At 66.4% G+C, this 18,348-nt stretch carries 18 protein-coding genes; 13 read left to right on the plus strand and 5 right to left on the minus strand.

What is annotated here, in order from left to right; translation table 11 throughout:
- The first annotated feature begins 2 nt into the window (after nucleotides 1-2).
- Nucleotides 3-392 carry a PPOX class F420-dependent oxidoreductase gene (locus tag BLW81_RS04535; protein WP_083406179.1) on the plus strand — a complete coding sequence of 130 codons (390 nt, stop codon included), beginning with the start codon at nucleotides 3-5 and terminating at the stop codon, nucleotides 390-392.
- Nucleotides 389-679, plus strand: a complete 291-nt coding sequence (locus tag BLW81_RS04540) for a thiamine-binding protein (protein WP_083406180.1) — start codon at nucleotides 389-391, stop codon at nucleotides 677-679. The genes BLW81_RS04535 and BLW81_RS04540 overlap by 4 nt, the downstream gene beginning before the upstream one ends.
- Here the strand turns inward: BLW81_RS04540 and ricR are convergent.
- Both ricR and BLW81_RS29245 read right to left on the minus strand, forming a co-directional pair.
- The gene (gene ricR, locus BLW81_RS29240; protein WP_157897585.1) at nucleotides 676-966 is read right to left on the minus strand and encodes a copper-sensing transcriptional repressor RicR; all 291 of its coding nucleotides are present in this window, start codon (nucleotides 964-966) and stop codon (nucleotides 676-678) included. The two genes, BLW81_RS04540 and ricR, sit on opposite strands and share 4 nt — an antisense overlap.
- Nucleotides 967-1,572 (minus strand): DUF305 domain-containing protein, encoded by a 606-nt coding sequence (locus tag BLW81_RS29245; protein WP_157897586.1) that lies wholly within the window; start codon nucleotides 1,570-1,572, stop codon nucleotides 967-969.
- Nucleotides 1,573-1,650: 78 nt separating this feature from the next.
- Here BLW81_RS29245 and ilvD point away from each other — a divergent pair, with 78 nt between their 5' ends.
- A complete protein-coding gene (ilvD, locus tag BLW81_RS04550) occupies nucleotides 1,651-3,351 on the plus strand; it encodes a dihydroxy-acid dehydratase (protein ID WP_083406181.1) in 1,701 nt (566 codons plus the stop codon).
- On the opposite strand, the gene BLW81_RS04555 is transcribed toward ilvD, so the two are convergent.
- Together BLW81_RS04555 and BLW81_RS04560 are read right to left on the minus strand one after the other, a co-directional pair.
- The gene (locus BLW81_RS04555) at nucleotides 3,348-3,725 is read right to left on the minus strand and encodes an SRPBCC family protein (RefSeq protein ID WP_235632173.1); all 378 of its coding nucleotides are present in this window, start codon (nucleotides 3,723-3,725) and stop codon (nucleotides 3,348-3,350) included. The two genes, ilvD and BLW81_RS04555, sit on opposite strands and share 4 nt — an antisense overlap.
- A 79-nt stretch (nucleotides 3,726-3,804) precedes the next feature.
- Nucleotides 3,805-4,467, minus strand: coding sequence for an O-methyltransferase (locus tag BLW81_RS04560; RefSeq protein WP_083406183.1), 663 nt, complete (start codon nucleotides 4,465-4,467; stop codon nucleotides 3,805-3,807).
- A 276-nt stretch (nucleotides 4,468-4,743) separates the two neighbouring features.
- Between BLW81_RS04560 and BLW81_RS04565 the strand changes: the two genes are divergently transcribed.
- The 3 genes from BLW81_RS04565 to BLW81_RS30120 all read left to right on the plus strand — a co-directional run bounded on the left by BLW81_RS04565 (nucleotide 4,744) and on the right by BLW81_RS30120 (nucleotide 8,872).
- The gene (locus BLW81_RS04565; RefSeq protein WP_083406184.1) at nucleotides 4,744-5,541 is read left to right on the plus strand and encodes a type VII secretion target; all 798 of its coding nucleotides are present in this window, start codon (nucleotides 4,744-4,746) and stop codon (nucleotides 5,539-5,541) included.
- Between the two features lie 200 nt (nucleotides 5,542-5,741).
- A complete protein-coding gene (locus BLW81_RS04570) occupies nucleotides 5,742-6,668 on the plus strand; it encodes an ESX-1 system-associated protein (RefSeq protein ID WP_235632174.1) in 927 nt (308 codons plus the stop codon).
- Nucleotides 6,669-7,693: 1,025 nt separating this feature from the next.
- Nucleotides 7,694-8,872 carry an EspK C-terminal domain-containing protein gene (locus BLW81_RS30120; RefSeq protein WP_268875584.1) on the plus strand — a complete coding sequence of 393 codons (1,179 nt, stop codon included), beginning with the start codon at nucleotides 7,694-7,696 and terminating at the stop codon, nucleotides 8,870-8,872.
- A 33-nt stretch (nucleotides 8,873-8,905) separates the two neighbouring features.
- Here the strand turns inward: BLW81_RS30120 and BLW81_RS04580 are convergent, their stop codons facing one another.
- Nucleotides 8,906-10,105, minus strand: coding sequence for an IS110 family RNA-guided transposase (locus BLW81_RS04580; RefSeq protein ID WP_083410323.1), 1,200 nt, complete (start codon nucleotides 10,103-10,105; stop codon nucleotides 8,906-8,908).
- A gap of 259 nt (nucleotides 10,106-10,364) precedes the next feature.
- On the opposite strand from BLW81_RS04580, the gene BLW81_RS04585 reads away from it, so the two are divergent.
- The 7 genes from BLW81_RS04585 (at nucleotide 10,365) to BLW81_RS04610 (ending at nucleotide 18,342) form a co-directional block, all read left to right on the plus strand.
- Entirely contained in the window at nucleotides 10,365-11,666 is a 1,302-nt protein-coding gene (locus BLW81_RS04585) for an HNH endonuclease signature motif containing protein (protein ID WP_083406186.1), read from the plus strand.
- Nucleotides 11,667-11,863: 197 nt separating this feature from the next.
- Nucleotides 11,864-13,042, plus strand: a complete 1,179-nt coding sequence (locus BLW81_RS04590; RefSeq protein ID WP_083406187.1) for a zinc-dependent alcohol dehydrogenase — start codon at nucleotides 11,864-11,866, stop codon at nucleotides 13,040-13,042.
- Nucleotides 13,043-13,091: 49 nt separating this feature from the next.
- Nucleotides 13,092-14,552: an aminotransferase class I/II-fold pyridoxal phosphate-dependent enzyme gene (locus BLW81_RS04595; protein WP_083406188.1), complete on the plus strand. Its 1,461-nt coding sequence runs from the start codon at nucleotides 13,092-13,094 to the stop codon at nucleotides 14,550-14,552.
- A gap of 79 nt (nucleotides 14,553-14,631) precedes the next feature.
- Nucleotides 14,632-16,464 carry a hypothetical protein gene (locus tag BLW81_RS04600; RefSeq protein WP_157897587.1) on the plus strand — a complete coding sequence of 611 codons (1,833 nt, stop codon included), beginning with the start codon at nucleotides 14,632-14,634 and terminating at the stop codon, nucleotides 16,462-16,464.
- A complete protein-coding gene (locus BLW81_RS29585; protein WP_173839575.1) occupies nucleotides 16,461-16,622 on the plus strand; it encodes a hypothetical protein in 162 nt (53 codons plus the stop codon). Before BLW81_RS04600 ends, BLW81_RS29585 begins: the two co-directional genes overlap by 4 nt.
- Nucleotides 16,619-17,050: a hypothetical protein gene (locus BLW81_RS04605; RefSeq protein WP_083406190.1), complete on the plus strand. Its 432-nt coding sequence runs from the start codon at nucleotides 16,619-16,621 to the stop codon at nucleotides 17,048-17,050. Before BLW81_RS29585 ends, BLW81_RS04605 begins: the two co-directional genes overlap by 4 nt.
- Nucleotides 17,050-18,342: a hypothetical protein gene (locus BLW81_RS04610; protein ID WP_083406191.1), complete on the plus strand. Its 1,293-nt coding sequence runs from the start codon at nucleotides 17,050-17,052 to the stop codon at nucleotides 18,340-18,342. The genes BLW81_RS04605 and BLW81_RS04610 overlap by 1 nt, the downstream gene beginning before the upstream one ends.
- The last annotated feature ends 6 nt before the right edge of the window (nucleotides 18,343-18,348 follow it).

Here is an 18,348-nt window from a genome sequence, read left to right on the forward strand (position 1 = left end):
TCATGGTCGCCGTTCCCGACGGATACGAGCATCTCCTCGACCTCCCGCTGTACGGACACCTGGCGACGGTCAGGCCTGACGGCACCCCGCAGGTCAACCCGATGTGGTTCGCCTGGGACGGCGAGGTGCTGCGGTTCACCCACACCACCAAGCGGCAGAAGTACCGCAACATCGAGGGGCAGCCGGCCATCGCGATGTCGGTGAGCGACCCGGACAACCCGTACCGCTATCTCGAGGTGCGCGGTGTCGTCGAGGCGATCGAACCCGATCCGACCGGCGCGTTCTATCTGCAGTTGAACGACCGCTACAACGGGCCGCTGACCGAACCGCCCGCCGACAAGGCCGACCGGGTGATCCTCGTCGTCCGCCCGACCGGCTACAGCAAGCAGTGATCGTTGCCTTCAGCGTCAGCCCGACCGGCGGCGACGACAGCGTCGGTGACGCCGTCGCCGAGGCGGTGCGGGTGGTGCGCGCGTCGGGTCTGCCCAACGAGACGAATGCGATGTTCACCAACATCGAGGGCGAGTGGGACGAGGTGATGGACGTCGTGAAGCGGGCCGTCGACGCGGTGGCGGCGGTGTCGCCGCGGGTGAGCCTGGTGCTCAAGGCCGACATCCGGCCCGGGCACACCGGTCAGCTGACCGCGAAGGTGCAGCGCATCGACGACGCGCTGAGTTAGGAGCGCACCAGCCGCGCGATCGCGGCCGAGGCCTCGGCGAGTTTGGCCTCGGCCTGGTCGCCGCCCTCGGAGACGGCCTGGGACACGCAGTGGCCGAGGTGCTCGTCGAGCAGACCGAGGGCGACGGACTGCAGCGCGCTGTTGACCGCGCTGATCTGGGTCAGCACGTCGATGCAGTACTTGTCGTCCTCGATCATCTTGGCGATGCCGCGGACCTGCCCCTCGATGCGGCGCAGCCGTTTGGCGTAGTTGTCCTTCTGCTGCGAATAGCCATGCGCCCCAGTCATTCAGCCTCCCAGCATCTGGTTCATCTGGTTGATCTCGGCCTGCTGCGTGTCGACGATCGTCTGCGCGAGCCGCTTGGCGTCGACGTTCTCACCGTTGGCCAGTTCGGCCTTGGCCATCTCGATGGCCCCCTGGTGGTGGCTGATCATCGACTGGAGCCACAGCGTGTCGAACTCGGCGCCGGTGAGTGACTTCAACCGGGTCATTGTCGCCTCGTCGACCATGCCCTGCATGTCGGCGCCGTGGCCCTCGTGCCCGCTACCGGCGTCGGGATTTTCCTTCCACTGCACCAGCAGCACCTTCATGGTCTGGATCTCGGGCCCCTGCGCGCCGGAGATCTGCTCCGCGAGGGCCTTGACCTCGGGATTGGTGGAGCGTTCGGGAACCAGCGCCGACAGTTCGACCGCCTGCTCGTGGTGCGGGATCATGTTTGTGGCGAACGACACGTCGTCGGCGTTGTAGCCGGCGGGTTCACCGGTGATCACCGGCTCGTCGGGATGTTCGTGGTCGGTGTGGCCGTCGGAAGCCGGGCTGCTGCACGACGACAACAGCAGCGCGGTGGCGAGGGCGAGCAGAACAGCAGCGAGGCGGGCGGTCAACGACGACATGGACCCAGCCTACCGAATACCCCTGCGGGGTATGTAAACGGTTTGGTCCGGGAGAAACGCCGAAGGCATAATCGTTTGATGCCCTCAGAAACTCCGGATATCAAACCCCGCAGCCGCGACGTTACCGACGGCCTGGAGAAGACCGCGGCACGCGGGATGTTGCGCGCGGTCGGCATGGGCGACGACGACTGGGCCAAGCCGCAGATCGGCGTCGGTTCGTCGTGGAACGAGATCACCCCGTGCAACATGTCGCTGCAGCGGCTGGCGCAGTCGGTCAAGGGCGGCGTGCACGAGGCCGGCGGGTATCCGCTCGAGTTCGGCACCATCTCGGTGTCCGACGGCATCTCGATGGGCCATGAGGGCATGCACTTCTCGCTGGTGTCGCGCGAGGTGATCGCCGACAGCGTCGAGACCGTCGTGCAGGCCGAGCGGTTGGACGGCACGGTGCTGCTGGCCGGTTGCGACAAGTCGATCCCCGGCATGCTGATGGCGGCCGCCCGCCTGGACCTGGCGAGCGTGTTCTTCTACAACGGCTCGATCATGCCGGGTGTCGCCAAGCTCACCGACGGCACCGAGAAGGAAGTCACGATCATCGACGCCTTCGAGGCGGTCGGCGCGTGCGTGCGCGGCCTGATGTCGCGCGAGGACGTCGACATCATCGAACGCGCGATCTGTCCGGGCGAGGGCGCCTGCGGCGGTATGTACACCGCCAACACGATGGCCAGCGCGGCCGAGGCCCTCGGCCTGTCGCTGCCGGGCAGTGCGTCGCCGGTCGCGATCGACAAGCGGCGCGAGGACTTTGCGCGCAAGTCCGGGGAGGCCGTCGTGGAGATGCTGCGCCGCGGCATCACCGCGCGCGACATCCTCACCAAGGAGGCGTTCGAGAACGCCATCGCGGTGGTGATGGCGTTCGGCGGGTCGACCAACGCGGTGCTGCACCTGCTGGCGATCGCGCACGAGGCCAACGTGAAGCTGACGCTCGAGGACTTCACCCGGGTCGGGCAGAAGGTGCCGCACCTGGCCGACGTCAAGCCGTTCGGTCGCCACGTGATGAAGGACGTCGACGAGATCGGCGGCGTGCCCGTGGTGATGCGCGCGCTGCTGGATGCCGGTCTGCTGCACGGCGATTGCCTGACCGTGACGGGTAAGACGATGGCCGAGAACCTGGCGCACATCGCTCCCCCGGATCCCGACGGCAAGGTGCTGCGCGCGATGGGCGATCCGATCCACCCGACCGGCGGCATCACGATCCTGCACGGCTCGCTCGCCCCGGAGGGCGCGGTGGTGAAGTCGGCAGGCTTCGATTCGGACGTCTTCGAGGGCACGGCAAGGGTTTTCGAGCGTGAGCGGGCGGCGCTGGATGCGCTGGAGGACGGCACGATCACGCACGGCGACGTCGTCGTCATCCGCTACGAGGGCCCCAAGGGCGGCCCCGGGATGCGCGAGATGCTGGCCATCACCGGCGCGATCAAGGGCGCGGGGTTGGGCAAGGACGTGCTGCTGATGACCGACGGCCGGTTCTCCGGCGGGACGACGGGCCTGTGCGTCGGGCACATCGCCCCGGAAGCCGTCGACGGCGGGCCGATCGCGTTCGTGCGTGACGGTGACCGGATCCGGCTCGACGTCGCCAACGGCACGCTCGACCTCCTGGTCGACGAGGCCGAGTTCGAGTCGCGCAAGACCGGTTTCGAGCCGCTGCCGCCGCGCTACACGACGGGCGTGCTGGCGAAGTACACCAAGCTGGTCGGATCGGCGGCGATCGGCGCGGTCTGCGGCTAGCGGCGGTTCATCGCGAGCTTGGCGATGCGCGGCAATGCGATGGCGCACACCGGCAGGTAGGCCGTCGCCCACCACGGGACGCCGAACACGATCCGGGAGCCGTCGTCCTCCGCAAGCACTTCGTGGCGGGTGGCGCCGACGCCGACGACCTGCCACGCCCAGCAGTGCCGGGGGCGGAACTCGGTGATGGTGAACGGCAGCTTCAGGCCCACCGGCGTCACGACGTTGCCTTCGGACCCGAGCCGCAGCGGGCCGGGCTCCTTGAGTTCGGCGCCCGAGACGGTGGGACCCCACTGCGGCCAGGTGTCGAGGTCGGTAATGACGTCCCACACCGCCTGCGGTGGGGCGGCGCAGTGCAGTTCGACGGTGGGCATACCGTGCCGGAATCCGAGGTCCACTCCTGGCAGATGCCCGGCGGTGATGGGCGTTAAACGATGGCTTGAGGCTGCCGATTCAGCAGACGCGGGCGACGGCGAAGCCGTCCCAGCCTTTGGTGCCGACGGTTTGGATGGCGGCGGCTTCGAGTTTCGGATGTCGGCCCATCATTTCGAGCATGTCGCGGACAGCTTGAGCTTGGCGGTCGTCGGGAGCGGGTTCGAGGACGCGGCCGAAGCGGGCGATGTTGTCCACCACGATGATCGAGCCGGGCGTGCCGAGTTTGATGGCCCATTCGACGTAGGCGACGTTGTTCTCTTTGTCGGCGTCGATGAAGGTCAGGTCGAAGGTGTCGCCGCGGTCGGCGAGGGTGGGCAGGGTGTCGAGGGCGGCGCCGACGAGAATTTCGACGCGATCGGCGACACCGGCGCGGTCGAGGTTCGCGCGGGCGACGTCGGCGTGGCGGGGTTCGTATTCCAAGGTGACGACGCGACCGTCGGGGCCGACGCCGCGGGCGAGGTTGATGGTGCTGTAGCCGGCGAGGGTGCCGATCTCGAGGACCCGGGTCGCGCGCGAGAGGGTCGTGAGGAGGTAGAGCAGCTTGCCGTGCTGGGCGGAGACTTCGATGGGCGGCATGCCGGCGTCGTTCGCGGACGCGCGGGCCGCGCGCAGCGCATCGTCTTCGGTGTCGAGAAGTTGGGTGAATAGGCTGTCGAGGGCTTTCGGATCAGGCTCGGCCACGTGACAACGGTAGCCGAATGCGGCGGGCGTCGAGCAGGCCTAGCGGAGTTTGCTCGATCTTAGTTCTGGCCCTGCGAACTGGCTTCTTCTTGGTCTTATGAGTAGCTCATCACGCTTCATGTCTTTCGCCTGCGATAAAGGCAGTAGTGCGATATGGCTAATACGAGCGGCATTAATTGGCGACATGGAGGCTATTGCTGCTCAGGTAGCATTTGGCTCGTGACGCCTGAGGGGTTGCGTATTTCTGGGCGGACTTGATCGCTGTGCGGAGAGACGATGACTGAGACTTTGCGAGTCGACACCGAACTCGTACAACAGGCCGGTGGCCGACTTCAGTCTCTCGCGAGCGAAATTCCTAAGCCGCCGTCGTCCTACATCCCGCCGGGTGGTGATGCGCTGTCTTCGGCCATCGCCCAGAAGGTGACCGAAGTGGTTGACCCGGTGATCGCGCAAATGCCGATAACCAAAGAGGCGTTGACGAAGTATGCGCAAAACGTAGTCAACGCGGCGAACACTTACGACGCGGTGGACCGCCAGATCGCTGAGGAAATCCTCAAGCGGTTGGAGGCGCTCGACGGTCCGGGGCAGGGTGGTGGCGCCTCGAGTGGTGGCGCTCCCGGAACCGGCGGAGGCGGCACCGGAGGAGGTGCCGCCGGCGCCACTTCAGCGGCAGCGGGCGGCGCAGCGCTCGGATCGGGCGCTTCGGGTGCTCAGCAGGCGGCGGGTGGCGCGCAGCAGGCGGGGCAAATGATGCAGATGCCAATGCAATTGGCGCAGCAGGCCGCGCAAGCACCAATGCAGATGGGCGGCATGCTCGGGGCTATCCCGCAAGCGGTCCAGCAGGCCGCGCAACAAGCGATGCAGCAGGTCGGTCAGCCGTCAGAAATGACGGGCGAAGACGAAGAGAAGGCTGCGGCAGAACAAGTGGCCCCCGGGCAGGAGTTACAGGTTCGACCGGAAGAGGATCAGGCGGCGGCCCCGGGTAGCGCTGCAGGCGAGCGGACGCCCGAGACGTTGACCGAACCTAAGTCGGAGCCAAGACGAGAAGACGCGGGACCGGAGATCGCACTGTGACCTATCCGCCGCAGGGGCCGCCTCCGCAAGGCCCACCTCCTGGGAATTACGGTCCGCCGCAAGGACATCCGGGCCAATGGGGGCCGCCTCCGCAGCAACCGCCGTGGCCACAGCAGCAGTGGTCGCCAGGCCCACCACCCAAGAAGCGCAACGGTTGGAAATGGGCGCTCGGCGCGGTCGCTGTATTGGCAGTCATCGGAGTGACTGCTGCGGTGACGATTTCGGTGACGTCAGGCGACGGAGGTGGCGACGATCCGGTCCCGCCTCAGGAGACGTACGGCCTTGCGAGTGCAGACGACACCGGACCGGTCAACATCATCACGGAGGATCCGACTTGTGCAGCTTGGACCCCGATCAACGACAACCTCGCTGCGGTCATCAAGCGAGGCTGGAACAAGCGGGATCCCAATGTTTCGGAGGCAGACTGGACTGCGGAACTCCGATCACAGTATGAAGAGGTCGGGGAAGCTCTCACGCGTGCTGCTGACCAGACCGTTCGTCTGGCGGAGCAAACACCCCACCGCGCCATGCGCGAATTGTTTGAACAGTTCATCGCGTATGGTCGCGCGTTCACCGACACCATTCCTCGATACACAAAAGACGACAATCACCTTGCGCTGGCGGCGATAACCACGGCTAACGTCATCGTCTACGTGTGTTCAGCGATTCACTATGGGTCCGCGGCGTCACGCGCTCCATTAGTTGACCCGCTCTCGGCGTCCCCCGAACCAGCCGTGCTGCGCGACCCGAACGATGCACGTCGAATGCTCGAAACTGACGACCCTACGTGTCCGGAATGGGATCGCATACTTCACCGATTCGACGATGACACACGAGCGTGGCAAGGCATTGATCCCAATCTACCCGCAGCACAATGGAATTCTGAGCAGCGGGCTGTCATTGACGGCGTGATTCCTCTGATGAAGGAATTCGCCGACGAATTCGAGCGGTTGGGTATGCAGACGTCTAATCCAGTTCTGCGTGATTTCGCCATGTTCGCGGCCCAGTACCGACGTGCGCACGCAGAAGCCCTTCCCACCTACACTCCGGCTGACAATTACCTCGACCTGACCGCTTGGCGTACAACGTCAGTAATTTACGAGGCGTGCAAAGCAGCGGGAGTCTGAAGGTGGGCAAGTCGCGACCGGATGACCCGTACAACCTAACGACGCGTCCGGCATGGCCTGAGGTCGACGAGGATGTTCTTCGCGAAAGCGCTTCAGCGTTCGACTCGGTGGCGAACACAGTCGGTGAGAAGATTAGCTCTGCCAAAGGAGAACGTTCAGAATTATTTGGCGGGGTGAAACTTTGGTCAGGGGCGGCGAGCGACGCGGCCAATAGCGTGCTGGGCAAGCGAATTGCAGATCTCGAGTCAGTCAAGCAGCGACTTGACGCCTCGGCGCAACTATTCAGGAACAGCGCGTCGGCCACCTCATCGGCTAAGGAAGAAATAACGAACCGAACAGAACTTGCCACCGACATCCTCAACTGGGTACGCGACCACGACGACATTCCTCAGGACGCAAAGGACCGCGCGATTGAGGAGGGGTCCGCCGCCATCCGTGCTGAAAATGAGACAACGGTAGTAGACGCAGCAGCCGGGCTGTCTACGCCGCCTGCAGAGAAGCCAGGCGGCGATGCTGAATCGGAAGACTCTGACGAAAAGCCAGGCGCGGCTGACACTATCCGCGGCGAGGACCCCGATGCGCCGTCCATCGTCACGGTAAGCAATAGGAGGGGACCCGAGGGCACCGGCGATTTGGATGCCGTTAGCCCAGAACCGCCGGTGTCAAGTGTCGACCCGGCGACCAACCCGCGTGGACCCGAGGGATCATCCGAAAATGACACTGGCCCACCAGCGACATCCGAGCCTGGACCGTCGCAGCCGGTTGCCCACAACCCTGGTGGCACGACTGACCTTCCAGAGGGGCCCCCCACGTCTGGCCCGAGCTCTCCACCTTTCACCGGAGTCCCAGCTGCACCCGGAGCGCCGGCCCCGGCTCGGCCGAGTGCGCCGCCAAGTCCGCTAACAACGACGTCCGGATCGTCCGCGCCGTCGGCTCCGTCAGCGCCCGCGGCATCGGCGGCGCCGTCCGCGCCCTCCACTCCGTCCACCACCGCACCTACAGCGCCGACCACCAGCCAAGCCCAGATGGCTGAGTTCCAGCGGTCGATGGCAGACGCAGCGGCGAAAGCTGCTGCACAGCAACCAATTCCGCAACCGCAGCCGTCCGCGCCCCTGACCTCTGCGCCGGTCGCGCAGCCGCCGGCGCCTCCCCCGGTCCCCGACACCCCGGCCGCACCGTCACCGAACCAGACGCCCTCTGCCGCAGGACCGACAACCGGTACCGGCCAGGCTCCGATCGCCCCGCCACCCGCCACCGGCGGCGCCCCCGCACCACCCGTCCAACTCGGCCCGCCTGCCACTCCCCCGCCGGCCGCACCCGTCGCGCCGGCAGCCACCGCGGGTCCCGCCATCCCGCCCGCCGCCGCAGCAGGCTCTAGTACCGTCGGAGCCCCTGCGCCCGTTCCGGTTTCAGCTGCCCGTGCTCAGCGTGAAGCGGTTGCCGCCACGCTGCGTCGCGGCTCGAGCACCGATCCGGTCCAACTCGCTCAACGCGTCGCCGCGGCGCTCAACGTCGGCGTCACGGACATCGGATTCTTCTGGCTCACCGGCCTAGCCAAGGACGGCTCGATCATTGTCGCCAACAACTATGGACTCGGGTATATCCCTGACGGCGTCAACCTTCCCGACCAGGTCCGCATGGTCACCGCCGACGAATCGATCCCGGCCAACGTGCGTGGCACCTGGACGACGTATCCGATTCTCGCGCTCCATGGTTGGGCCCAGCACCACAATCTGGACTTGCGCGCCGTCATTGCCACCGAAGACCAGTTCAAGGGATTCGATCCCGGCGCACCCAAGATCATTTTGCATCCTGACGACATCCCTGAACGTGGCCAGATGGAAGGTCGTCACCGCCTCCAGGTGATAGCGCCCGGTGCAGCAACACAATTGGCAGCGATTACCCCATCCGGTCTCACCGAACTCCTGCCGCCACCGCCCACAGACGCCAAGCCTCCCGAGGACAAGCGCGCCGATCTCTGGTTCGAGGTCTTCCGCCCACTGCTCAGCAACGCACCCGATCGCGCCCAAGTCCAACTCGGAGCCTTCGTCGCCTACGCCGAGCACGCACAGGAGATCGCGCTGCACCGCGCCCACACCGCGGCCGAGGCCGCCGACCAACGTGCCGCAATCGCCGACTGGATCTACTGGCAGCACCTGAGCGTGCTCATGTCGGACGCGATGGCCTCCAACGCTGCGGTCTAGTCGCGCGACGAAGATTTGATGCTCCTATTCGTGTCAAGCGGCGTTGAGCCAATTTCTGTAGGTGTCTGCGAAGGTGTCGTCGCGTTGGAGTCCGCGTTCGATGCGGGAGATCACGGTGGGCCAGACACCGAAGTGATTGGCAGCGGCGGTGACGGTGATGTTCTTGGCTTGCCGCGCCGGGCGTAGGTCTGCGTACTCGGGCACCGCGACGTGGCGGGTCAGGAGCTTGAAGATCTCCCGGGCGATGGCCCGTTGGAGCTTGCGCAGGATCTCCATGCGGGTGTGGCCGAGCGCAATTTGTCGCTGCACGTAGTGCTTCGTCGGCTTGTGGCGCGACATTCGCACCAAGGCGATACGAAACAGGGCGTTGTTGGCGGCGCGATCCCCGCCGCGCGAGAGGCGGTGCCGGTTGGTTCTGCCCGAGGACGCCGGCACCGGGGCTACTCCACACAGCGCGGCGAATGCGGCTTCACTGCGTAGGCGATGCGGATTGGCCCCGGCGGTAATCAACAGTTGGGCAGCGGTGTCGGCGCCGACGCCATAGGCCGCCCGCAGCCCAGGATTGGCGTCGGTGACCAAGGCGTCGATTCGTTCTTGGAGCGCCTCGGCTTGGGTCTCGAGGAACTGCACCCGTTGAGCGAGCATGTTTGCCGCCACCAGCACCGACTGTGAACACGGATCGGCCTGTGCATCAGGGCGGCAGTGGGCGATCGCCTCGATCAACCTCAATGTGGTTAATGCACGGTACTTTTCCCGCACGACATCGGGCGCGGACACCAGCATGGCCTTGATCTGATTGATCGCTGCGGTGCGGTGCTTGATCGCCGAGCGTCGAGCGATATGCAGAGCTCGCAGACCTGTTGTCGCATGGTCCTTTGGAGTGGCAAGCCGATCACCGGCTAAGGCTGTGCGGGCAGCGCTGTAGGCATCGAGCGGATCTGATTTGCCTTTGAGCCGGCGAGCGGACTTGATCGCCCGGCTCACCTCAACGACCTCGATATCGGCGGCGATGGCCGCTCGGCTGAACCCGGCACCATAGCTGGCGGTGCCCTCGACCCCGATCCGCTCCACGTGACCCAACGACGTGAGGTACTTGATGGCTGCTGTGTAGCCGGCGGGGGTCGTCGGGAACTCTCTGTCACCCAGAGCTGTACCGGTCATAGTGACAGCGGCGACGTGGATGGTGTCGGCGTGGGTATCTGCACCGGCGACGATGAGCGTGGATTCTGACAAGATGACAGTGTCCCTTCTGACCTCATGTGGATAGGGCACACACCGGCCAGGACGGGCAGACAAGACATTGATGAGGCAGCGGCCAGGCTCCTGATTAAGTCATGTCCGTCCTGACCGGCGTGCTCAAGGCACGCACCACACAGGCCGGACAGATCAAATGATGGACAACCCAGCAGGGCGTCAGTCAGACCCAGAGTCACAGCCTGCGCGGTAACGCTCTTACATCATCAATGTCAGACCCCGTTGGCATGATGGGTTTATGTCTTCGGCGACCGCTTCTGATGACGCTCCGGCGGTGAGCCGTGATGAGCGGTTGTTGGAGTTGTATGAGCGGTTGGCGGAATTGTCGGGGCAGCGCAACGCTATCGACGGTCAGATCGTGGAGATTGTGGCCGAGATCGATCGCGACGGTTTGTGGGCCGGCACGGGGCTCAAGTCGGTCAAGGCGTTGGTGGCGTGGAGACTGGGGATGTCGGATACCACCGCGGGCAATGTGGCCGCGATCGCCGATCGGTATGAGGAGTTTCCGCGGTGCACCGCCGAGATGCGCGAAGGGCGGTTGTCGTTGGATCAGGTCGGGGTGATCGCCCAGCAGGCCGGTGACGGCTCTGATGACCATTACGCCGATTTCGCGGCGGTGGCCACGGTGCGCCAACTACGCAAGGCGCTGAGCTTGGAGGTGCGCCCCGAGCCCGATCCCGAACCCGAACCCGAGTTCAAACGGTCATTCTCCCGAAGCGTCGGCGACCATTACACGACGTATCGGATCGCCGTGCCCAATTTGGAGGCGGCCAAGGTCGATGCGGCGTTGGCCTCGCATCGGGATGCGTTGATCAACGAGTATCGCCGCGATCACGGCCCTGACACCGCCGGTGACCCTGACGCGCCGAGTTTTGCGGCCAGCGGCCAATTCGAACGCGAGAAAGCCCAGGGCACCAAGCCGCCGTTTCCGACGTTGACCGATGCGTTCATGCGGATGGTCGAAACCGCCTGGGATGCCGAGGTGGCGCGGCGCCCGCACAGCGCGCATACCACGGTGATGGTGCATTTGGATGTCGACAAACGGGCCAGCTGGATCCACGCCGGCCCCGCGTTGTCTGATGCGGATCGCCAGTATTTGTTGTGTGACGCCGATTGTGAGGTGTGGCTCGAACAACGTGGGCAGGTCATCGGCGCCGGCCGCAGCACCCGGGTGATCAGCCGGCGGTTGCGCCGGGCGCTGGAATACCGCAGCAACACCTGCGCGGTCCCGGGCTGCGGGGCGACCCGCGGGCTGCACGCCCATCACATCGTGCACTGGGAAGACGGTGGACAGACCGAACTGCACAATCTGGTGCTGGTGTGCCCGCATCACCATCGGATGCATCACCGCGGCGAGATCACCATCCGCGGCCCCGCCGACCAACTCGTGATCACTGACCGCGACGGCGATCCCCTCACCAGCGCCTCGCTGGCCCGACCACCCACCGAACCACCCCCGGCCGTGGCGCCCTGGCACGGGCCCCTTGGTGAGCGCGCCGAATGGTGGTGGTACGAGCCCTACAAACCCTCACCGAACTAGCCCCTCGAAATACCCTGCAGCATCGACACATTCGATGCCACCCACCCCTGCACGCCGACCCCTCGCGAAACTACATCCAGTCGTAGTTCAGCGACATCGTCGCTACAAGGCTGGCAATCCATGCGTCCACCTGTGAACCGGCGCGTTTGAGTCCTGCCTCAGCGGGCACGCCTGCACTAACACAACAGGAGGTGCTCATGCGGGCAGTGACGTGGCAAGGCCGTCGAAAGATATCCGTCGACAACGTGCCGGATCCGGCGATCAAGGAACCCAACGACGCGATCATTCGTGTCACGAGCACCAACATCTGCGGCTCGGACCTCCACCTCTACGAGGTGCTCGGCGCCTTCATGAATCCTGGCGACATCCTCGGCCACGAAGCGATGGGCGTCGTCGAAGAAGTGGGCCGCGAGGTCGACGCCCTCAAGCCCGGTGACCGCGTCGTCATCCCGTTCAACATCTCGTGCGGACACTGCTTCATGTGCGACCACGGCCTGCAGAGCCAGTGCGAGACCACCCAGAACCGCGACCAGGGCACCGGCGCCTCACTGTTCGGCTATTCCAAGCTCTACGGCGAGGTCGCCGGCGGCCAAGCCGAATACCTGCGCGTCCCGCAAGCCCAGTACACCCACATCAAGGTGCCCGACGACGCACCCGACGACCGCTATGTCTACCTGTCCGACGTGCTGCCCACCGCATGGCAGGCCGTTGAGTACGCCGAAATCCCCGACGGCGGCACCCTCGTCGTCCTCGGCCTCGGCCCCATCGGCGCGATGGCCTGCCGTATCGCCGCGCACCAGAAGGGTTGCAAGGTGATCGGCGTCGACCTGGTCGACGAACGCCTCAACCGCGCCCGCTCCTACTGCGAGGAAGTCATCGACCTCCGCAGCGACGACGCCGACGAGATCGTCAAGAGCCACACCCAGGGCCGCGGCGCCGACTCCGTCATCGACGCCGTCGGCATGGAAGCGCACGGATCGCCGGTCGCCGAGACCATGCAGACCATGAGCGGCTTCCTGCCCTCACCCGTCGGCCGTGTGGTGATGAAGAACGCCGGCGTCGACCGCCTCGCCGCGTTCAACTCCGCCATCGCGCTCGTCCGCCGCGGCGGCACCATTTCGCTTTCCGGTGTCTACGGCGGCGCCGCCGATCCGATCAACATGATGACGTTGTTCGACAAGCAGATTCGGCTGCGCATGGGTCAGGCCAACGTCAAGAAGTGGGTCCCCGACATCCTGCCGCTGCTCACCGCCGAAGATCCGCTCGGTGTCGAGCAGTTCGCCACCCACCGGCTCCCCCTCGAAGCCGCGCCCGGCGCGTACGAAACCTTCCAGAAGAAGGAAGACGGCATGTTCAAGGTCGTCCTCAAACCCTGACCCGGGAAACTTCCGATTGGCCGCGCGCGGTCCCGGGTATGCGTCGCCCATGGAGCAATCGGAGGCGCCTCTCTTAAGCGCGCTCGCCGACTACCGCGAACAGAACCGCTACGGCTTCACCCCGCCCGGCCACCGTCAAGGCCACGGCACTGACCCCCGCGTGCTGTCCGTGCTCGGACACGAAGCCTTCGCCGACGACGTGCTGGCCAGCGGCGGGCTCGACGACCGTCGCACCAGCAACGAGTACCTCAAGCACGCCGAGGACCTGATGGCCGACGCCGTCGGCGCCGACATCGCCTGGTTCTCCACTTGCGGTAGCTCACTGTCGGTCAAGGCCGCGATGATGGCCGTCGCCGGCGGGGACGGTGGCCTGCTCGTCCCCCGCGACTCCCACAAGTCCATCGTCGCCGGGCTCATCTTCTCCGGCGTGCAGCCCCGCTGGGTCACGCCCCGCTGGGACGCCGACCGGCACTTCAGCCACCCGCCCTCCCCGCAGGACTACCGCGACGTCTTCGACAAGTACCCCGACGCCGCAGGCGCGCTCGTCGTCAGCCCCAGCCCGTACGGCACGTGCACCGACCTCGCCGCCATCGCCGAGGTCTGCCACGAACGCGGCAAGCCGCTGATCGTCGACGAGGCGTGGGGTGCGCACCTGCCGTTCCACGAGGACCTGCCGACCTGGGCGATGGACGCCGGCGCCGACGTCTGCGTGGTCAGCGTGCACAAGATGGGCGCCGGTTTCGAGCAGGGCTCGGTCTTTCACCTGCAGGGCGACCTCGTCGACCAGGACCGCCTCTCAGCGTGCGCCGACCTGCTGATGACCACCAGCCCCAGCGTGCTCATGTACGCCGCGATGGACGGCTGGCGCCGCCAGATGGTCGAGCACGGTCACCAATTAATCGGCGACGCACTCGATCTGGCCAATCATGTGCGCGACGCCATCGAACTCATTCCCGACGTCGAGGTGATGGACGACGAGCTGCTCGGCGCCGAGGCCTCCCACGACCTCGACCGCTTGCAGGTCCTGATCGACGTGTCCGCCACCGGCACGTCGGGCTACCAGGCGCACGACTGGCTGCGCGCGCACAAGAAGATCGACCTGGGCATGAGCGACCACCGCCGCATCCTGGCCACCATGTCGTTCGCCGACGACAAGGACACCGCCGAGCGTCTCCTCGACGCGCTGTGGGCGTGGCGCAAGGCCGCCGAGGACCTCGAGCCCGCGCCGCCGATGCGGCTGCCGTCGCCGACCGAGATCCAGCTGGAGACCCGGCAGCTGCCCCGCGACGCCTTCTTCGGGCGGGTCGAGCAGGTGCCGACGACCGAGGCCAGCGGGCGGGTCTGCGCCGAGCAGATCACCCCCTACCCGCCGGGCATCCCCGCGGTCGTCCCGGGCGAAGTCCTCGACGACGCGGTGCTGGAGTACCTCCGCAGCGGCATCAAGGCAGGTATGAACGTTCCCGACGCAGCAGATACAACGATGGAGACAATCCGTGTTGTCGGTACCTGATACCCCTGGTTTCGCATTGCGGTGTTCTGGCAACATTACCGACGAGTAAGAAGTTTCCTCCGACATTGAGGTGGGGCAGATGACGGGTTCGCCGGAAATTTCATACCTGGCGCAGGACGAGGGTGGCGGCACCGCCATCCACGAGGTGATCGGGTTGTCCGTGGCCGCGGTGATCGTCACCGCGATCCTGCTGTGGATCGGCTGGATGCACCGCAGTCACAAGATCACCTGGCTGACCAGCCTGGCCGATCGATTCGCCAAGCGCTTCAAACGGCCGTCGTGGGTCGCGCTGCCGATCGCGATGTTCATCGCGTCGATCATCTGCGCCCTGTTCGGCTTCATCTGGGACGTCAGCCTGCACATCGGCAACGGCCGCGACGACGGCGCGCTGGCCAACCCCGCGCACTACTTCATCCTCATCGGCCTGTTCGGCATCTTCGTCGCCGGGTGCACCGCGATGGTGCTGCCGTTCGACAAGCCCGGCCCGGCCGCCCTGCGCCTCACCGACAACTGGTCGGCGCCCGTCGGCGGCATCGTCATGGCCGGCTGCGGCCTCTACGCGCTGATGGGCTTCCCCCTCGACGACATCTGGCACCGCATCTTCGGTCAGGACGTCACGCTGTGGGGGCCGACGCACCTGATGATGATCGGCGGCGCCGGCTTCTCCACCCTGGCCGCGGCCTACCTCGAGATCGAAGGCAAGCGCGCGGCCGGGCCCGACGCACCCCGGGACGGGATCGGGCTGAAGTTCGTCCAGTACCTGGCGTTCGCCGGCGTACTGATCGGCATGTCGGTGTATCAGATCGAGTTCGACTTCGGCGTTCCGCAGTTCCGGCAGGTGTTCCAGCCGATGCTGATCGCCGCCGCGGCCGCGCTCGCTCTGGTCGCTGCGCGGGTGTTCCTCGGCCGCGGCGCCGCGCTGCTCGCCGCGATCATCGCGATCGGCCTGCGTGGCATCGTCGCGTTCCTGGTCGCCCCGGTGCTCGACGCGCCGGCCAACTGGTTCCCGCTGTACCTCGGCGCGGCGGTCGTCGTCGAATTGCTCGCGCTCACACCGCTGTTCAAACGGCCGGTGCTGTTCGGCGCCGTCGCGGGTCTGGGCATCGGCACCGTCGGGCTATGGCTGGAGTCACTGTGGATCGGTGCGGTCTACCCGTATCCGTGGCCGACCAGCATCTGGCCCGAGGCGCTCGCGATGGCCGTGCCGGTCGCCATCCTCACCGGCGCGTGCGGCGCGATGATCGGCATGGTGCTGACGGGCTGGCGGCTTCCGCGCCGCGCGATCGGTGTCGGCCTGGTCGTGTTGACCGTGCTGGCGATCGGCGGTGCCACCGCCAACGGGCTGCGCTACGACGTGCCCGAAAGCGCCTCGGCAGCAATCACTCTCACCGAGGTGCCCGGTGCCGACGGGCAGCGTGAGGTGACGGCGGACGTGCAGCTCACCCCGGCGAACCTGGTCAGCAGCGACCCCAACTGGGTGTCGGTGCTCGGCTGGCAGGGCGGGCTGCAAAACGAGCGCGGCATCTACATCGACCGCCTCGAGCGGGTGGGCCCCGGCCACTTCCGGTCCACCGAACCGATGCCGGTGTCGGGCACCTGGAAGACGTTGCTGCGCCTGCACGACGGGCGCACCCTGGCCGCCGTGCCGATCTACCTCGCCGGCGATCCGGGGATCGGCGCCGAAGAGGTGCCCGCCGAAGCGAACATGACGCGGCCGTTCGTCTCCGAGATCACCATCCTGCAGCGTGAGCGCAGCCCGGACATCCCGCAGTCGCTGTGGCTGATCGGCTGCCTGGTGGTGCTCTTCTGCACCCTCGCGATGGTCGCCGGAATCACCTGGGGCGCAGGACGTATCGACAGCAGCGAGCCCAGTGGGAGCGAGGCTGAGCTACAACCGAGCGCCCAGGCATGACGGCCGGCCAGGACGTCGTCATCCTCGCGGATCACCCCGTGTGGATTGCCGTGCCCGCCTTCGCCCCGGCTATCGTCGTCGCGGGCGTGGTGGTGTACATCGCCGTCAAGAACCGACGCAAAGGCCCAGCCAGTCCGACCGACGAAGGGACACCGTGACATTGACCGCACGCCGATCCGGAATCGCGATCCTGGCCGCAGCCGCGCTGCTGACCGCCGGATGCGGGGGCTCGAAGTCTGAGGACTCCCCGTCCCCCGGCGCGAGCAGCCAATCGACGGTCAACCCGTCGGACATGTCCGACGTGCAGCGCCCGCCCGACCGGCTCACCATCGACATCTCGATCGAGGGCGGTAACGTCACCCCGACCAACGAGCAGGTGCAGGGCAAGGTGAACGAGCCGATCGTGTTGCGGGTCAACAGCGATGCCGCCGACGAACTGCATGTGCACTCGGTGCCGGAGCACACGTTCAGGGTGGAACCCAACGACGGTCAGCAGTTCCAGTTCACCGTCGATGTGCCCGGCAACGTCGAGATCGAACTGCACGAGCTGAACCGCGTCGTCGCGACGGTCCAAGTCCAGCAGTGATGCCGGCGTCGTCGGTATCCGTACTGGCGCACGGTCTCGGCGGCTCGACTGATCTGCCGATCCCGTACACCTACGCGCTGATCGGCGCGGCCTGGGCGCTGACGTTCACGTTCGCGGTCGTCGCGCTGGCTTGGAAGAAGCCCCGCTTCGACCCCGCGAAACCCGCACGTGCACTTCCATCGTGGGTGACGATAGTGGTCGACGCGCCGGTCACCCGGTGGGTCGTCGCCCTGGCCGGACTGGCGCTCGCCGTGTGGGTCGGCGTCGCCTCGGTCATCGGGCCGCAGGACGCGAACAACCCGCTGCCGGGTGTGTTCTACGTGCTGATGTGGGTGGGGCTGGTCGCGGTCTCGCTACTCATCGGGCCCGTGTGGCGGGCGATCTCACCGGTGCGCACGGTCCTGCGGCTGCTGGGCGGCCGCTCGTTCGGCCTGACGTATCCGGCGGCGCTCGGATACTGGCCCGCAGCGTTCGGCCTGTTCGCGTTCGTCTGGCTGGAGCTGGCCAGCCCCGACCCGGGATCGCTTGGCGCCATTCGTATCTGGCTGTTGGCGTACCTGGTCATCACACTGGTCGGCGCGCTGAGCTGTGGTGAGCGCTGGTGCACCCGCGCTGATCCGTTCGAGATGTACAGCGTGGTGGCGTCGCGACTGTCCCCGTTCCGCCGCAACTCCGACGGCCGGATCGGGATCGGCAACCCGTTCGACCACCTGCCGTCCCTGCCGGTGCGGCCGGGACTCGTCGCGGTGATGGCCGTGCTCCTGGGATCGACGGCGTTCGACAGCTTCTCGGCGATGCCGGTGTGGCGCAACTTCGTCGACGACACCGCGTCGTCGGCCGCGACGGCGACGTTGATCAAGACCGCCGGCCTCCTCTTCTTCGCCGGCGTCGTCGCTGCCACGTTCTGGTCGGCGTCGATCGCCACCGGCGGAGTGGACCGCGCGCGCCGCCGCGAGCTACCCGGACTGATGGCGCACTCGTTGATCCCGATCGTCATCGGTTACGTGTTCGCCCACTACCTGACCTACCTGATCGAGCGCGGACAGCAGACCATCATCCTGTTGTTCAACCTGGACCTCGAGGTCAGCTACGTCCTGTCCCAGCACCCGGCGGTGCTGTCCACCCTCAAGGTCTGCTTCGTCGTCGCCGGGCACGTCGGCGGCGTCATCGCCGCCCACGACCGCGCACTGCGCGTGCTGCCCAGCGGGCATCAGCTGACCGGGCAGCTGGCGATGATGCTGGTGATGGTCGGCTACACCTTCACCGGGCTGTACCTGCTGTTCGGCGGGTAACGTCGA

Source organism: Mycolicibacterium rutilum (assembly GCF_900108565.1).
GTDB lineage: Bacteria > Actinomycetota > Actinomycetes > Mycobacteriales > Mycobacteriaceae > Mycobacterium > Mycobacterium rutilum.

Excerpts from the sequence above, each read along its gene's own strand:
- BLW81_RS04595 (WP_083406188.1), top strand. The coding sequence starts at position 13,092 with ATGGAGCAATCGGAGGCGCCTCTCTTAAGCGCGCTCGCCGACTACCGC.
- BLW81_RS04535 (WP_083406179.1), top strand. The coding sequence starts at position 3 with ATGGTCGCCGTTCCCGACGGATACGAGCATCTCCTCGACCTCCCGCTG.
- BLW81_RS04555 (WP_235632173.1), bottom strand. The coding sequence starts at position 3,725 with ATGCCCACCGTCGAACTGCACTGCGCCGCCCCACCGCAGGCGGTGTGG.
- BLW81_RS29245 (WP_157897586.1), bottom strand. The coding sequence starts at position 1,572 with ATGTCGTCGTTGACCGCCCGCCTCGCTGCTGTTCTGCTCGCCCTCGCC.
- BLW81_RS04600 (WP_157897587.1), top strand. The coding sequence starts at position 14,632 with ATGACGGGTTCGCCGGAAATTTCATACCTGGCGCAGGACGAGGGTGGC.
- BLW81_RS04590 (WP_083406187.1), top strand. The coding sequence starts at position 11,864 with ATGCGGGCAGTGACGTGGCAAGGCCGTCGAAAGATATCCGTCGACAAC.
- BLW81_RS04565 (WP_083406184.1), top strand. The coding sequence starts at position 4,744 with ATGACTGAGACTTTGCGAGTCGACACCGAACTCGTACAACAGGCCGGT.
- BLW81_RS30120 (WP_268875584.1), top strand. The coding sequence starts at position 7,694 with ATGGCTGAGTTCCAGCGGTCGATGGCAGACGCAGCGGCGAAAGCTGCT.
- ilvD (WP_083406181.1), top strand. The coding sequence starts at position 1,651 with ATGCCCTCAGAAACTCCGGATATCAAACCCCGCAGCCGCGACGTTACC.
- BLW81_RS04610 (WP_083406191.1), top strand. The coding sequence starts at position 17,050 with ATGCCGGCGTCGTCGGTATCCGTACTGGCGCACGGTCTCGGCGGCTCG.
- BLW81_RS29585 (WP_173839575.1), top strand. The coding sequence starts at position 16,461 with ATGACGGCCGGCCAGGACGTCGTCATCCTCGCGGATCACCCCGTGTGG.
- ricR (WP_157897585.1), bottom strand. The coding sequence starts at position 966 with ATGACTGGGGCGCATGGCTATTCGCAGCAGAAGGACAACTACGCCAAA.
- BLW81_RS04585 (WP_083406186.1), top strand. The coding sequence starts at position 10,365 with ATGTCTTCGGCGACCGCTTCTGATGACGCTCCGGCGGTGAGCCGTGAT.